11 protein-coding genes are annotated in these 15806 nt (G+C 44.1%); 3 read left to right on the top strand and 8 right to left on the bottom strand.

All coding sequences use genetic code 11. The features are described from left to right. Window positions 1–15: 15 nt before the first annotated feature. The gene (locus RT084_RS05735; RefSeq protein WP_313098014.1) at window positions 16–4593 is read right to left on the bottom strand and encodes an exodeoxyribonuclease V subunit gamma; all 4578 of its coding nucleotides are present in this window, start codon (window positions 4591–4593) and stop codon (window positions 16–18) included. A 362-nt stretch (window positions 4594–4955) separates the two neighbouring features. Here RT084_RS05735 and RT084_RS05730 point away from each other — a divergent pair, with 362 nt between their 5' ends. Continuing rightward, the gene (locus tag RT084_RS05730; protein ID WP_313098013.1) at window positions 4956–5174 is read left to right on the top strand and encodes a hypothetical protein; all 219 of its coding nucleotides are present in this window, start codon (window positions 4956–4958) and stop codon (window positions 5172–5174) included. Window positions 5175–5198: 24 nt separating this feature from the next. On the opposite strand, the gene RT084_RS05725 is transcribed toward RT084_RS05730, so the two are convergent. Together RT084_RS05725 and RT084_RS05720 are read right to left on the bottom strand one after the other, a co-directional pair. After that, window positions 5199–5870, bottom strand: a complete 672-nt coding sequence (locus tag RT084_RS05725) for a YoaK family protein (protein WP_313098011.1) — start codon at window positions 5868–5870, stop codon at window positions 5199–5201. A gap of 186 nt (window positions 5871–6056) precedes the next feature. After that, the gene (locus RT084_RS05720) at window positions 6057–6860 is read right to left on the bottom strand and encodes an enoyl-ACP reductase FabI (protein ID WP_312533836.1); all 804 of its coding nucleotides are present in this window, start codon (window positions 6858–6860) and stop codon (window positions 6057–6059) included. 189 nt (window positions 6861–7049) lie between these two features. Between RT084_RS05720 and folE the strand changes: the two genes are divergently transcribed. Then, on the top strand, window positions 7050–7628 hold the full coding sequence (gene folE, locus RT084_RS05715) for a GTP cyclohydrolase I FolE (RefSeq protein WP_007115330.1): 579 nt from the start codon (window positions 7050–7052) through the stop codon (window positions 7626–7628). 230 nt (window positions 7629–7858) lie between these two features. Then, the gene (locus RT084_RS05710; RefSeq protein WP_313098004.1) at window positions 7859–8917 is read left to right on the top strand and encodes an NAD(P)H-dependent flavin oxidoreductase; all 1059 of its coding nucleotides are present in this window, start codon (window positions 7859–7861) and stop codon (window positions 8915–8917) included. Between the two features lie 77 nt (window positions 8918–8994). Here the strand turns inward: RT084_RS05710 and ggt are convergent, their stop codons facing one another. The 5 genes from ggt to RT084_RS05685 all read right to left on the bottom strand — a co-directional run bounded on the left by ggt (window position 8995) and on the right by RT084_RS05685 (window position 15621). Then, on the bottom strand, window positions 8995–10764 hold the full coding sequence (gene ggt, locus RT084_RS05705) for a gamma-glutamyltransferase (protein ID WP_313098001.1): 1770 nt from the start codon (window positions 10762–10764) through the stop codon (window positions 8995–8997). A gap of 224 nt (window positions 10765–10988) precedes the next feature. Then, window positions 10989–12389: a siroheme synthase CysG gene (gene cysG, locus RT084_RS05700; protein ID WP_312385407.1), complete on the bottom strand. Its 1401-nt coding sequence runs from the start codon at window positions 12387–12389 to the stop codon at window positions 10989–10991. 88 nt (window positions 12390–12477) lie between these two features. Then, complete coding sequence (locus RT084_RS05695) at window positions 12478–13113, bottom strand: phosphoadenosine phosphosulfate reductase domain-containing protein (protein WP_312385406.1); 636 nt, start codon at window positions 13111–13113, stop codon at window positions 12478–12480. 219 nt (window positions 13114–13332) lie between these two features. Then, complete coding sequence (locus RT084_RS05690) at window positions 13333–13908, bottom strand: DUF934 domain-containing protein (RefSeq protein ID WP_099834026.1); 576 nt, start codon at window positions 13906–13908, stop codon at window positions 13333–13335. Between the two features lie 3 nt (window positions 13909–13911). Beyond that, the gene (locus tag RT084_RS05685; protein WP_313097996.1) at window positions 13912–15621 is read right to left on the bottom strand and encodes a nitrite/sulfite reductase; all 1710 of its coding nucleotides are present in this window, start codon (window positions 15619–15621) and stop codon (window positions 13912–13914) included. Between the last annotated feature and the right edge of the window lie 185 nt (window positions 15622–15806).

The raw sequence follows: 15806 nt of genomic DNA, 5'->3' as shown, positions 1-15806 counted from the left end.
CGATAAAAATGCGTGTCATGCTTCAATGAGTTGGTGCAATTCTTTGACCATAGATAACATAGGCTCATAAATCAGCGCGCCCAACGTCTGTGCAAACCCAATAATCACCGATGGTTTATAATCGCCGATTAAATGCTGCCAAATCGGGTAGTCAAACTGGTTCACATCCACAAAATTAAAATTACTGTCTTTTAACCAATCACCTAGATGCTGGCTGGCTGGTGCCTCTGGCTGCTTTTGTTGTTTTTGTAAAAATGACAGGCAAAAAGCAGGCGGTACAATGGTTACGACGCTATCGATGAGTTGATACACCATCACAATATCCTGCAAATAACCACAGGCTTGCTCACAAGGGATGGCAGGTAAATACACGGTTTTTTTATTGCTAAACTGCCACAGCGAAAAGCCATCATTCAGCTGTGCTTGTTGAGCCGTGGTGCGGCGCAGTACTTGCCAACATAAATGATGCAACCAAAATTGTAACAGGTATTTTTCTTTGCCAGAGGTTGGCAAATAATTTAACCAATAGCTGGGATTGGCAGCTGCGGCAACCTTATTTTCAATTGATTGATACGGTTTATATAATGGCAAGTTGGCAGTGATGACCCAGCTTTCTTTACTGTCCATCAGTCCTGCTTGTTTATCCAGCGCCAAGGCACTGATGGCGATTCGCTGCTCTTCACAGGGGGTTAACGCGGTTGCCACCCATTGGATGACCTCGTCCGTATTTTGTACATCTAATGCCCCAAATTTATCTGAATAAAAATTCCCTAACAACTTTGCCTCAGTAGCCTCGAGCTGTTGGCTGATGGTTTTTAAGTGATGAACAAATTCCTGCAAATCTTTTTTGAGTTGTTGCTGATTTTGCTGCAACGATTGGTAGCGGTTCACCCCGGCTGGTAATAACTCATTGATAGCGATGTTGATTGACTCTTGAACCATTGGCTTTTGTGCGTTTGCTGCCAGTTTCATCTCGTTTTGATGGCTATTATGGGTATTATCGCCCTTATCGGACAAGGCTTGTGCAAAAAAAGCGTCTAACAAAGATTTACGCAACAACCAGCCATCTAACGCATCCAAGGTTAACGATTCAAACTCGTTATCATTGTCATTTCTATCATTGCCAACGCTATCATTGTCACCTTGGGCAGGGATAGCAATATTTTGTGCCTTTACAAAGGCTTTGGCAGGATCGGCTAGGTTGCCAACGATTTTGCTTAAATTGACATAATGCTGCTGCGACTGTTCAGGCATATCAGACAGCTGCTGTTTTAGTTGTTGCCACTGCGATAGCCAGTCGGTTAGTTGCTTTGTATCCCAGACTTGCACGATTGGCTGAGTGGACGTAGCGTCTTTATCTTGCAGCGCTGTATAAAGATTATGCCAGATTTTGGCAGGTGGGTACAGGGCAGTTTTTGATAGCTTGATTTGCTGGTTTAGAGTAGCTGTGGTTTGTTGTAAATCAGCGGATACCCCCTCGTCATTAATTTGCTCGGGACTTTGAATACCTTTATCTTTATGCTCGCTCTTTTGCTCGTTTTTTTGCTCAGTTTGCGGCAATTCAAAATAACTTTTATCAAATGGCAAGGCGGCATGATGGGTGACCAAATAGGCTTTTACCCATTGTTCAAAGTTGGCTGATTGGGGATTTGGAGAATTATTGCTTAGGCTATTTTGGTCGTTATTGGGGTCAATGATTACGTCATCACTCGCCATTCGGTTTTGCAAAAAGTCGAGTAATTCCTGTACGGGACTGGCAGGTAAATGCTCGTGGGTATCTGTGGTACTTTTACCATTATAAAATATCCAGCACGCTTGCTTGGCGCACAATAGCGCATCCAAAAACGCGCCTAAATCGTCATCTTCTCGAAATCTGTCACCGCGAATGGGCAATCCTGCCTGCATCAGATTATAACGGTTTTGCTGCTCTTGCTTTGGAAACTCAGACAAATTTAAATTCAGCATCACCACCAATTTATACGGCAGGCTACGCACTGAACCGATACGGGCAAAGGTAATCACGCCTGACGGCTCGGCACTCACTTGCTGATTGATAATTGATTGGGCGATGTTTTCGAGTACAAAAGTGAGTTTAAGTGGCAAATGCTCAGTGTCAATTTGCTGCACTGGCTCGGTAGATATGTTGGGATTTTTTGCGGTTTTGCTTGTTACCGTCGCGAGGTATTTGCTATTGGCTTCAATATTTTCTTTTAGGTCATTTTGTGCGGCAAAAATCGCGCGCCACGCATTGGTTTGATTAAATAGGCTAAATTTTTGTTGAATGAGCTTTTCTATTTGGGTTAGCCATTCAGGCAGGGTTTTGACGTCATTACCTAGGTGACGATTGTCATCCAACGTTTGATAAATATCACACAGCACAGCGACGATGTCGGCATCCGCCATGGTCAAGTTTGTCAGTGGTACAAACTTCTCTACCACACCAAAGCTATTGGTATACTCGCCAAAACTGACCACCGTGGCTTTGGGCATCATCACGCCAGCGACCAAGCGCTCAAGCGCATAAGCAAAGGTGTATCGATAGTCATCATCGGCAGCACTTAAGGTTTGCTGCAAATCCAGCTCGTCAAACCCGCGAATAAATCCTGCCTGAGTCAGCAAATCACAAGCACGGGTCATCTGCTCCAAATTAAGCCCAAAGCTTTCATATAGCGGCGCTAGCATCAACCAATCAAATACTTCGCTACGCTGAAACCGAGCGCCTGCCCGATTGAGCAGCGTGTAGTACCCTGTAATCGCTTGCCAAAGCAGGTTGATATCTTTTGCCACCACACCTGTCACTTTGGCGGGCAACTGATAGCCATCGCCGCCCACATGTTTGGGGAACGTGGCTTCAATGATGTTTTGGTGGGTTTCGATATCGGGCAATAATACCAAAATATCTGACAATGCCCGTCTATCCCAAGGATCGGTGGGAATCTGCGCGGGTGTGGCTTGCATGTCGCTATAATTTAGCCACGCGATAATCATACTGCGTAGCACTTCAAGCTGGCGCACCATGCTATGACAGACATGAATGGCAATACTGGTATCAAGTGGTTTGGGTCGCCATTTTTCCACGTTTTCAAGTTGCTTATTGGATTCTTGCTTGAGTTTGTCTTTGATGGCTTTGTATAGACCAAGCGTGGATTCGATATCTTTAAGCCCATTACTTTGAATATTGGCAAGCTGCTGCTGTAAAAGCTGGGTTTGCTGCGCGAGGTTTTGCCGGCTATCTTCAGCTGCTTTTGCTGCCTTTGCTTCCTCGCCTTTCACCAGTTTAAGCATGTCATTGATTTTGGCAGTGGTCGCGACTTCTTCTAGCATTAAGATGTCATGTTGGATAAATTCAAGTAACGTATTAGGCGGTGTGTTATCAAAATCATCTTGCCATAGCACATGTTCATATTCATTACCCGACAAGCTTGCCAGCATGGCAAACACTTCACGCGATTGTTTGCCAAACCGTGACAACAAGGTATGACCATAATCCTTTAGATACCAAGCGTCATGCTTGCTGGCATCGTCTTCCATTTGCATCTGCATAAGCCAGTTTTTATCAACGATATCTGCCCAAAATTGCTCTGACGGGTTAAAGTGTAAAATCGTGACGTCGGTGAGCACCCCTAAGCGTTGTAAATCCAATAACTCTGTCGGCGGTAACTGCTGCAAAGTAAATAAAAAGATGTGTTTTGGTAACTTGCTACGGCTGATATTGCGGATACGGGTCTCTGAATGGTTTAATGCCTGCCAAAACTGCTGATGCAGCAGCTCGCGAAACCGGTAGTCATCATCAAACAGCTGCCGCCATAAAAATCGCTGCGCGGCTTCTAGCTGTTCGTAGTGCTCAACGAGCCAGTCAGGCGTCTCGATGGCGTTGGACGCATCCCGCCCGTTTAAGCGGTTATGCAGCGCATCTTTTTTGGCAATCATGTCACTCACCGCGACAGGCTTGTCTTGCCCCCAATGAGTGAGCCACTGCGGACGATAAGTCATATAGCGATTGAGCATATTTGCCATATCACTGGCTAGCTGCCAGATACGTTGATCTTGGGTTTGTAAGTCAGCAGATTGGCTAATCACGTCATTAGACAGTAGCGATTGGTTATTCGCCCAGCTCAAACTGTCAACGATGGCGGGTGTATCAGGTGCAAAACCAGTCGCATTTGGGCTATTTGCCTCTTTGTCTTCAACCAGCGGCGATAAAAATGGATAAAGCGGATGTCGCGGCTGCTCAACAATGGCTTGTCGGTACTGGGTTAAATAGCCAAAGATTTGCCACTGCATGACGTTTTTGGATAGCATTGCCACTTCCGGCACGTCTAATACATCGTCGTCTTCCGAGATGCGTGCATACGTTCTTAAAACCCGCTGCATCAGACCCAAAAAATAGCGACCCCAAAATTCGGTGGTTACTAAGGTGCTGATGCCTGCCTTATCTGCGACTTGTTTTTTTAACCACTCCCCCATGACTTTAGATGGCACAATCACCTGAAAAGGCTCAAAAATTGAGCCTTGATAACTGGGATTTTTGTAGGCGTTTAACAAATGGTCAAATAGCGTATCGATTTTATTACTTTGTACAATCGTTAGCATGCAGTAAATACTCAAGAATTTTTATAGATAGTAAGTGAGTCGCTCAAAAAATTATACAGCAAAAAAAACACCTCACCATCACCGCTCAATGAAAAAATCGCCCGAATTGCCACATTCACGACAGCTAGTGTCGCCTGCAATCTATTAACCTCTGTAAATCATTTAGCTGTCATGCGCTACAAAGTATGCAATACATCGCGAACAAAGTGATAAACTTATCCCTACGTCACTCATGAGTATGTTTTTGGTTACGTTTCATTTTTAAGTATTGTAAGCCATTTGGTTTACTTATAATATTAAGCTCACTAGGTCTAACGTATAAAAGAAAAAACCCTATAAGAGAAAACAATAAGGAGATGACCATGACAGACAACAATAACGCTAACCCTATCGACAAATCTCAATTAGACAACGCCCAATCTGATGTTGCCAATGAAGCGATGGAAGGCATCAATCGTACCGACATCAACCAAGATAATGCGAGCACTCCTACCTCTAAGGGCTCTGATGAATCGCTACTTGATATGTTACATGAGGCGAAAAAACTCGAAGATGAAGATGAAGATGAAGATGAAGAATAAGATAAAATCAAACGGTTAAGGTCGCTACTTAGCCGTTTTTTTACGGGTTAATAAATATACTTGATAAGCCAGCGCTGACGATAACACAATCACAATAGGTAGCATCAATGTCATGTATTTGTAGTGGATATAGCCCAAAGCACCTACTACCCCGCCCCCGCAAAAGCTATACCATATCATCGCTTGAAACACGAACATCTTCTTATTAATCGGTCTGCCCGCCAGCCAATTACCCAAGGCTGAGCCCATATCTGAGGTCAATCCTGTCAAATGGGTGGTACGAATCACCGCACCGCTATAGGTCGCGACCATCGAATTTTGTAAGCCGCAAGCCATCGCGGCAAAAACCTGCCCCCAAAACGACTGATAGCTAAATAAAATCAAACTGATGATTAATAAACTTGCTTCAATTAACAGAGCTTTGCCATAGCGTTTACCTTCTTTTAATGCCGTACTACCCACCACAAAGCCACTGATAACTGCCCCAGATAAAAACGATAACAGCACGATACAAACCATCGCCATCTGCTGGTAGTGCTGTTCCGCCAATGCTGTGGCAAATAGCGTCACATTGCCCGTTACATGCGAAGCAGATAAATGCGTGAAGCCGACTAATGCGGTGCTATTGATACACCCTGCATTAAACGCCAGTACGCAGCCACCCCATAAAATCCACTTAGGTAATTTATTAATCATTAGCTACCGCCATTTATCAGTCTTTAGCTGACTTGCCAAACATGTTAAGCCTGACAAAAAATGGTAATCTTAACCACACGGCTTTGCAATCCCTATCGAAACATCCATCAAAAAAAGTAAGCAAAAAACAGCAAGCAAAAAAAAGAGCAACCATGGTCGCTCTTTTATCAACTACTCGCCTAAAAATCAGTCCTCTACCTGCATCATCACTTGTTCAGAGAGCGCCACGGTATTAAACCCAGCATCGACAAATAAAATCTCGCCGGTGATACCAGACGCCCAAGGCGATAACAAGAACATCGCGGCATTACCCACTTCTTCGATATTGACATTGCGCTGTAGCGGTGACATTTTGGCATTGGTGTCGAGCATTTTACGCAATGATTTGATACCGCTTGCCGCCAAGGTACGAATTGGACCTGCAGAAATCCCATTGACACGGATACCATCGCTACCCATTGAGCTGGCAAGGTAGCGAATGCTCGCTTCCAGACTGGCCTTGGCTAGACCCATGACATTGTAGTTTGGCAACACATGGATACTGCCTTCATACGTCAAGGTTAACAGCGAGCCTTGGCGTTTTGCCAGTAACTCACGGCTGGCTTTAGCAAGCGCCACAAAGCTGTAGCTACTAATATCATGGGCAATGGCAAAGCCCTCACGGGTGGTCACTTGGGTAAAATCACCATCTAGCTGATCGGCAGGGGCAAAACCAATGGCATGCACGACCCCATCAATGCCCTCTGGCCAGTGTGCAGCAACTTGGGCAAAACACGCTTCGATTTCGCTATCTGACGCCACATCACACGCCAAGACCTTCTCTGCACCAAAAGTTTCGGCTGCCATATCCACGCGTTTTTTCATTTTTTCATTCGGATAGGTCAAAATCAAACTCGCGCCTTCACGATGTAACGCTTCTGCGATACCCCAAGCAATCGATAATTTACTGGCGATACCGGTAACAACGAAACGCTTCCCTGTTAATAGCATGGTTTTTCCTTATTTTTCAGTGAACGAATATGCACTATAATAGCTCAAAATTAGGGGTTAATTCTAGCAAAAAACCCAAACAAAGCAAATTTAGTGATTTTCATGGCGTTTGTGACAAAAATCGCTTTACAAATAGTGGTAAAGCGTTAAGCTATGCCTATTTTTTTAAACTTAAATGTTATCATGACTATGCCTGCAAATTTTGACGAGATTATCCAACAAAACAGTGATGCCTACCGCACCCTTATTGCATCAACAGGGGAAGACTTAACACGTGAGGGACTACTTAATACCCCAGAACGTGCCGCTAAAGCCTTTAGTTTTTTGACCCAAGGCTACCATCAAGATTTGGTCGAAATTACCAACAACGCGATTTTTCCCACTGACAATAATGAATTGGTCATGGTAAAAAATATCGAGTTTTATTCGATGTGTGAGCATCACATGTTGCCTTTTTATGGCGTGGCGCATGTGGCGTATCTGCCCGATGGCAAAGTGATTGGACTGTCAAAAATGGCACGTATCGTGGATATGTACGCCCGACGTTTGCAAATTCAAGAAAACTTAACCCGCCAAATTGCCCAAGCGGTGATGGATATGACAGGGGCAAAAGGCGCGGCGGTGGTGATGGATGCCGCGCACATGTGCATGATGATGCGCGGTGTGATGAAACAAAAATCTGATACCCGCAGTATGTCACTACTGGGCGAATTTAAACACAATACCGAGGCAAGACAAGCGCTGTTAATGGCGATTCCAAGCGCCTAGTGTCTAAACTTAATACCTAAACTTAGCGCCTAAACAGCCAACCAAAATTAACTAGTTAAAAAAGCCCCAGTGATGTTACTAGGGCTTTTTTGTATTCAGCCGATTTATAACGGGCATATAGTACTTTTCAATGTCATCTATTGGCGATACACTGAAATGGTTTTCGATTTTTGCCCTATGAGTCCATAACATTAAGATAAACACATTAAAACAATAACAAGGAACATAAAATGATTAATCATACCAAGGCTATTAACAGCTTTCTTGACTACGTTAAAGTTCAATTGCCCATCATCCAAGCGCCGATGGCAGGTGTCCAAGACAGCAAACTTGCTATCGCAGTGTGCCAAGCAGGCGGGCTTGGCTCACTCCCCGGCGCCCTGCTCAGCCTACAAAAAATCGAAAGTGAAATTGCGAGTATCCGTCAAGCGACTGATGGCCCCTTTAATGTCAATTTTTTTGCCCATCAACAACCTGACTATACCCAAGCAATGCAAGAAAAATGGTTTAATGCCCTACAACCTTATTATCACGAATTTGGTTTGACGCAAGATGAGATAGCCACGACTGGTGGACGTCAGCCATTTACCCATGAACAAGCAGCGCTAGTGGCGGATTTAAAAGTCCCTGTGGTGAGTTTTCATTTTGGCTTACCTGACAAAGCTTTGTTAAATGTCGTCAAAAAATCTGGGGCGATTGTGGTATCCTCCGCCACCACGCCTGCAGAAGCACGCTGGTTGCAAGCCAATGGGGCGGATATGATTATCGCACAGGGGTTGGAAGCAGGTGGGCATCGGGGTATGTTTTTAAGCCAAGATGTAACGCTGCAAGCGGGCACTTTTAGCCTATTACCCAATATCATCAACGCTGTCAGTTTACCGGTGATTGCGGCAGGCGGCATCAGCGACAACGCTACCGCACAAGCAGCATTTGCTATGGGTGCTAGCGCAGTACAGGTGGGTACGGCATTTTTGCTGGCAGAGGAGTGTGATACCAAAGACTTTCACCGCAAAGCACTGCAAAGTGAGCGAGCCGAACACACGGCTTTAACCAATGTATTTAGTGGTGGCTTAGCACGTGGGATTGTCAATCGCTTTATGCAAGAAGCGGGGTATATTAGCGAGTCTGCACCGCCATTTCCCCATGCATCGTTTGTGAGCAACCCCATTAAAGCCAAAGCCGAAAGCATGGGAAGTGATGAGTTTAGCTCACTGTGGGCAGGGCAAAATGCGAGATTGGCGAAAAGTGGTACAGCAGATAAAATTATTCAAGATTTACTGGGCTATTAATTGTAAAAAATAATCTTGATATATTTTGTTAGTAAAAAAAACGTGAGTCGCAGCACTCACGTTTTTTAATGAACAGTTTAGAAACCTAATGTTTTGCCATCAGGATTTCTTGGGTCAGAATAGCCATAAAACCCAGAATCATCCGCTTGAATAATTTGAATACGTCCCATTGGTGCTTTAGTAACAACTTTATGACCTTTGTCTTGCAACAATTTTATCGTATCAGGACTAATGCCTGCTTCAACTCTAAGCTCATCGGGTAACCATTGGTGATGAACGCGTGGCGTAATTATCGCTTCTGCTGGATTCATTTCATGGTCAATCGTATTAACCACACTTTGCAATACAGTGGTGATGATACGAGCACCGCCTGGACTACCTGTAACCAGCCAAGGTTTATTATTCTTCATGACAATCGTTGGTGTCATTGAAGACAGTGGACGTTTTTTTGCTTCAATCGCATTGGCAGTGCCACCCACTAGACCAAACGCATTTGGCACACCGGGTTTCACTGAGAAGTCATCCATTTCATTATTGAGTAAAATCCCTGTGCCTTCTACAACAATGCCACTACCAAAGTTAAGATTTAATGTATAGGTGACAGCAGCGGCATTGCCCGCTTTATCCATGACGGAAAAATGCGTAGTCTGGTCACTTTCATAAGGTTGTGGTTTACCAGGTTTAATGGTTGATGAAAGTCTTGCTTTATTATCATCAATCGTTTTGACCCGTTCATTCGCATAGGCTTTCGATGTTAAACCTGTGACAGGGATTTTGACAAAATCCGGGTCACCCAAATATTCTGAGCGGTCAGCATAGGCTAATTTCATACTCTCAGCCATGTGGTGAATATTTTTGGCACTATTTACCCCATCTTCTTTGATAGGGTAATGCTCAAGCATATTTAATATCTCAATCAAGTGTACACCACCCGAACTTGGGGGTGGCATGGTAACAACTTTATAGCCTCGATAATCACCAATAATTGGCTGGCGCTCAACAACTTTATAGGCTTTTAAATCTTCAAGTGCCATTGTGCCGCCATGTGATTGCATTTCTTTCGCAATTTTTGTGGCGATTTCACCTTGATAAAATGCTTTCGCCCCTTGTTTGGCAATCAAACGCAATGATTTCGCCAAGTCTTTTTGTACCAACAAATCACCAGATTTCAGCGGTTCACCGTTTTTGAAAAAAATCGCTTTGCTAGCTGCCCATTTACCCAGTGTTGATTTTTCTTCTTTTAACGTCTGTGCCAATACATCACTGACAATAAACCCTTTGTCTGCAAGCTTAATTGCAGGCTCAAGCACTTTAGATAATGGCATTGTACCCCATTTTTTTAGCGCGTATTCCATCCCAGCTACTGTACCAGGCACACCTGAAGCGTCATGCGTGAACAATGATTTTCCATCAATAACATTACCTTGACTATCAAGGTACATATCACGGCTGGCTTTGGCTGGCGCAATTTCGCGAAAATCAATCGCAACATCTTTGCCAGTTTTATCATCATGCAACACCATAAAACCACCACCACCAATGTTGCCAGCATTTGGCAAGACGACTGCTAAGGCAAATCCAACCGCGACCGCCGCATCGATAGCATTGCCGCCTTGTTTTAATATATCCAAACCAACTTGCGTCGCTAACCCTTGCTCGGAAGCCACCATACCATTTTTACCATAGACAGGATGAAAGATAGCATTACTGCTATCGTAGCGATTTGCCGCTAACTGGCTAGCATTGGTGGCTGGTTGTGGTAATAGTTTGCTTTGGGCAATGGGTGATATCACCAACATTAAAGCCAATGACAGATTGGTTAAAATCAGTTTCGGTTTTAGTCGCATGTCCCTATCCTTCTAAATTACTAGTTGATGTTGTAGCAGATACAAATAATATGTATTGCTACAATATACATAAATCCTTTCATAAAAACGTCATATTAAATTGTGACAAAAATATTTCTGTTATCGAACCAATTCGTTAATTTTTCTAACGGATATCTAAGTTATAAGTATTTACCCCAATCTGCAAGCTTTTTTAACTGCCATACCCCATGAGTTAAAAATTGCTATCGTTTATGAAGTCTGTGATGTAGCTTAACCACATTGCCCATAATTAAAATCGCTGGGGCGGGCAAGTTTGCCTCACGTTGTTTTGCCACGATGGTCTCAAGCGTGCCTGTCAATACTTGCTGATGCGGCAAGCTGGCATTGGACACAATCGCAATCGGCGTCGTGGGATTTTTTCCTGCGTTAATCAAGCCACTCGTCAATTTATCAAGCTGTTTTAATCCCATATAAAAAACCACGGTTTGGTTATCATCAAGCCAGCTGGCAAAGTCTTCATTGATGGTATCCGTCTTAAGAGAGGCGGTGACAAACTTGACAGAGTGCGCATACGCACGGTGAGTCAATGGAATACCGGCACAGCTTGCCGCCGCGGTGGCTGCGGTAATCCCCGGCACGACTTCAAACTCAATCCCAGCTGCAACCAATTGCTCGGCTTCTTCGCCGCCACGCCCAAATACATACGGGTCGCCGCCTTTGAGACGTAACACCCGTTTTCCTTGCTGCGCCTGTTCCACGAGTAGCTCATTGATTTTTTCTTGCCTTACCGCATGATCACTGGCTTTTTTGCCGACGTAGATTTTGCTGGCATCACGCCTGCATAGATCAAGAATCTGCGCTGAAACCAAATTATCATAAAACACCACATCCGCTTGTTGCATCAATCGTAGCGCTTTAAAAGTTAGCAAATCAGGATCGCCTGCCCCTGCACCCACAATATACACTTTGCCAAGCTGTGCTTTATCCGTGGGTTGGTTGTTGGCGTGCTGTTGTAGCAAAGTTTCAAGTTGGCTTTCAGCTTTGCTTAGGCTATTTGTATTGCCTTCAAATACCGATTCTGCGACTTGTCCTTCAAAGGCTTGCTCCCAAAACTTACGTCTAGCCGTCACATTGGGCAATGCAGCTTTTACTTTATCGCGAAATCTACCTGCCAACCCTGCCAATTCACCATATTGCGGTGGCACCACTGTTTCGATTTTGGCTCGCAGCAGTCTTGCCAGCACAGGGGCTTTGCCTGCACTGGATACCGCAATGGTAATCGGATTGCGGTCAACGATGGCAGGAAAGATAAAGGTACATAGCGGTGGATTATCGACGACATTGACTGGGATAAAACGGGCTTCACAATCATGAAAAATCTGTGCATTCACCGTTTCATCATCGGTACAAGCAATGACGATGGTTTGTTTATCCAAATATTTTTGCTGATAAACATCGTTAATCAATTGATGACGAGAATCGCTAAATTGCGCGATGAGTCTCGCCTCATAGCTGGGTGCGACAAAGGTGATAGTAGCACCCGCTTTGTCAAGCAAATCCGCTTTACGCAGTGCCACTTCCCCACCGCCAACTACGAGTACGGGGCGATTTTCTAATTTAAAAAATAGCGGTAAGGTATTCATAGACATTCTCAACATTAGATAGTGACAAGAACAATTAAGCCGAACCGAAGTTCAGCTTAACATTTTCATACATACTGCCGATCAAAAATTATAATTGTGTGTGTAGACCACATTCACGGTTTTCTTCGACTTTGGTAGGGTCAAAGTAGTCATGTTCATTTGGCAAATCATGCTCTTTTAAGTAAGCTTCTAGGTCATCTTCTGACCAATGGAACAATGGCGCTACTTTTAACACGCCGTCTTTACTTTCTGACAACACGTCAAGCGATTGGCGAAATTCCGTTTGGTCTTTACGAATCGCATTAATCCACACGTCAGGGGCAATTTCTTTTAACGCACGTCCAAATGGCTCAAGTTTCACTTGCTCAGTGAATTTTGCGTGCGCTGGGTTGTTGACACTAGGTATACCATTGAACTCAACATCACGCCAAGCTGCGGTTTGTTGTGGCAAGTAGGTAATCACGTTTAAGTTTAGACGTTTAATCAAATCTTGGGCATGGCGGTAAGTGGCTTCAGTGTTGTAGCCAGAATCCACGAACAATACTTTGATATCAGGACGTTGTTTGGTAACCATGTCTAATAATACCACTTCGTAAGGGCGAAAGTTAGTAGTGATGATAGGATTACTACCTTGTGCCAGTGCCCAAGCAATGATTTCCTCTGCGGTTTTGCCGTTCAATTCTGCGTTGGCTTTGTCTAGGTCGATATTTAGTTTATTGCTCATTGGATTTCCTAATGTTTTATGGTGAAAAATTGGGATACGCTATGCTAATCAATTATGCGATGTTTAAAAAATGATTTTTAATGATATTATTATGAAAATTTAGAATTAACAAATTGACTGGAAATGCAGAAACCAGAAGTTAGAAACGACACGGTGGCAACGGGCTAACATTAAAAAAGCGAACCCTTAGATTCGCTCAATCTTAGCATCATTCAACAATTAATTGGCAAAAATCGGTAATTGCGTCACGCTGCGACCTGTATAGCGGTGTTTGATATCGACAAAATAATCAAACCAACTGGGGTTAAAATCGCTGTCATCAATATCAAACTCACTAAACCCTACTTCGGTGAGCAGCTGCAACGTATCTGGCAAGATATCACCGCTGGCGCGCAACACAATAGCGGGGGTATAACTGGGGTGTTGCTGGATTTTTTGCGCTAAACTATAACCGCGTCCATCACGAAAACCATGAAAATCAATCACAATCACCGACAGTAGCGGCATCACTTTGACAAAGTCCTGGTGCAAAAACTGATAATCACTAGCACCCGATAAAATAATACCCAGTTTTTTATCGCCCAACCGATGGGAAAGCGCTACCAAATCATCCGCTTCTAACTGCGGTTTTGGCGGATTTTTCTCGCTAAATTCGACAGGGCGATAGTCTACCAAAATTTCAGTGATATCTGAGGCATACTGGGATGGGTCGATATGCTCGATTTTTTGCTCATGAATACTCACGCTGACTGACTTTACATTATCAATCACTTGGCTTTGGTTAATAAGTGCCATGGCTTATCCCTCCACCGGCTGTTCTGATTTGTCACGATATACATACTCTTTAAATGGCTCAATACCGATACGATCAACAACTTCGGCAAATGTTTCGCTACCAAAGTCGGTATCCGCCGCTTGGCGATATTTAAGGTAGACTTGCAGGATATCATCCACCGTCGCCGCAACCGCATCGACAGGCACGGATTTGCCCAAAATATCGCCTAATTTGGCGTTTTGACCCGATCTACCACCGAGCGAAATTTGGTACCAATGCTCGCCTTTTTTGTCCACACCCAAAATACCGATATCTGCGACATGGTGATGCGCACAGGCATTCATACAGCCTGACATGTTTAGGCGAATTTCACCAATATCATGGACAAAGTCTGCGTCTTGGAAATATTGGTTGACTTGGTTGACGATATTTAAGGTGCTGGCATTGGCCAATGAACAATAGTCAAAGCCTGGGCATGAGATAATATCCGTCAATAAGCCAATATTTGGGCGGGCAAGGTGGTATTGTTTGAGCACCTGATAGACGTCATATACATCTTCAAGTTTGACGTCCGTGAGCACCAAGTTTTGATGATGGGTGCCGCGCACTTCACCAAAGCTGTATTTATCCGCCAAATCAGCCACCACGCGCATTTGGGTAGCGGTGATATCGCCGGTATCTTGCATAAAATGTTTGAGTGAGATAATCACCACGTGATAGCCTTTGACTTTATGCTCGCGGGTATTTTGGTTAAACCAACGCACAAACTCGCTATCTTCAAACTGGGTAGCCAGTTTGTCTTGGCTAGCTTGTAATTGTTGTTGGCTGAATGTTTGGTACGCCGGCTGTGGAAAGAAGGTTTTGGCGTGTTCAATTTGTTCAGCTGTCAGTGTTAATGCACCGTCTTTATTGTGTTTTTCCCAATCTTCTTCCACGATTCGTGAAAACGCTTCGGCGCCCATACTTTCAACTAAAATCTTGATACGCGCTTTGTATTTATTGTCACGGCGACCGTATTGGTTGTAGACACGTAAGATGGCATCTAAATAAGAGAGTAAATGGCGTTCAGGTAAAAACGGACGAATCACTTTACCAATCACAGGGGTGCGACCTAGACCACCGCCCACAATCACTTCAAAGCCGATGTCACCTGCGTCATTTTTGACCACATGCAGTCCAATGTCATGCAGCTGGGTCGCGGCACGGTCTTCCCGAGTACCGATGACCGCAATTTTAAATTTACGCGGTAAATAGGTAAATTCTGGGTGAAATGTTGACCATTGGCGAATGATTTCACAATATGGGCGCGGATCGGCGATTTCATCAGCCGCCACACCGGCAAACTGGTCGGTGGTGGTATTGCGGATACAGTTGCCCGAGGTTTGAATCGCATGCATTTGTACCGATGCCAATTCTGCCAAAATATCGGGCACTTCTTCTAATTTTGGCCAGTTAAATTGCATATTGGTACGGGTAGTGATATGACCATAGCCACGGTCGTATTTTTCGCTGATGTCAGCAAGTTTACGCAGTTGATACGTCGCAAGCAGACCATAAGGAATCGCCACGCGAAGCATCGGCGCATGACGCTGAATATATAGACCATTCATCAGGCGTAATGGCAAGTACGCTTCTTCACTGAGCTCGCCAGCCAAATAACGTCGGGTTTGGTCGCGAAACTGCTCGACCCGATCGTCTACCAATTGTTGGTCAATTGCGTTGTATTTATACATGCGGATTCCTATGTCACTAATACAAATTGTAATTACAAATTCTAATTACCAATTAAATTTAAATTTTAGCTGTTGCAGCCATTTCAACTGGGTGAAATTTTAACCTGCCTATCATAAATGCCCAAGGGGTTTTTAGTAAATTCCATTTTTACATAAATATATCGAGTTACTGCATTTATTATTGC

Source organism: Moraxella sp. CTOTU48717 (assembly GCF_032057165.1).
Lineage (GTDB): Bacteria > Pseudomonadota > Gammaproteobacteria > Pseudomonadales > Moraxellaceae > Faucicola > Faucicola tetraodonis.
Note: the sequence above shows the minus strand (reverse complement) of the source record. Positions and strands in the feature narration are given on the sequence as shown.

Excerpts from the sequence above, each read along its gene's own strand:
- cysG (WP_312385407.1), bottom strand. The coding sequence starts at position 12,389 with ATGAATACCTTACCGCTATTTTTTAAATTAGAAAATCGCCCCGTACTC.
- RT084_RS05690 (WP_099834026.1), bottom strand. The coding sequence starts at position 13,908 with ATGGCACTTATTAACCAAAGCCAAGTGATTGATAATGTAAAGTCAGTC.
- RT084_RS05710 (WP_313098004.1), top strand. The coding sequence starts at position 7,859 with ATGATTAATCATACCAAGGCTATTAACAGCTTTCTTGACTACGTTAAA.
- RT084_RS05725 (WP_313098011.1), bottom strand. The coding sequence starts at position 5,870 with ATGATTAATAAATTACCTAAGTGGATTTTATGGGGTGGCTGCGTACTG.
- RT084_RS05720 (WP_312533836.1), bottom strand. The coding sequence starts at position 6,860 with ATGCTATTAACAGGGAAGCGTTTCGTTGTTACCGGTATCGCCAGTAAA.
- ggt (WP_313098001.1), bottom strand. The coding sequence starts at position 10,764 with ATGCGACTAAAACCGAAACTGATTTTAACCAATCTGTCATTGGCTTTA.
- RT084_RS05695 (WP_312385406.1), bottom strand. The coding sequence starts at position 13,113 with ATGAGCAATAAACTAAATATCGACCTAGACAAAGCCAACGCAGAATTG.
- RT084_RS05730 (WP_313098013.1), top strand. The coding sequence starts at position 4,956 with ATGACAGACAACAATAACGCTAACCCTATCGACAAATCTCAATTAGAC.
- RT084_RS05685 (WP_313097996.1), bottom strand. The coding sequence starts at position 15,621 with ATGTATAAATACAACGCAATTGACCAACAATTGGTAGACGATCGGGTC.
- RT084_RS05735 (WP_313098014.1), bottom strand. The coding sequence starts at position 4,593 with ATGCTAACGATTGTACAAAGTAATAAAATCGATACGCTATTTGACCAT.
- folE (WP_007115330.1), top strand. The coding sequence starts at position 7,050 with ATGCCTGCAAATTTTGACGAGATTATCCAACAAAACAGTGATGCCTAC.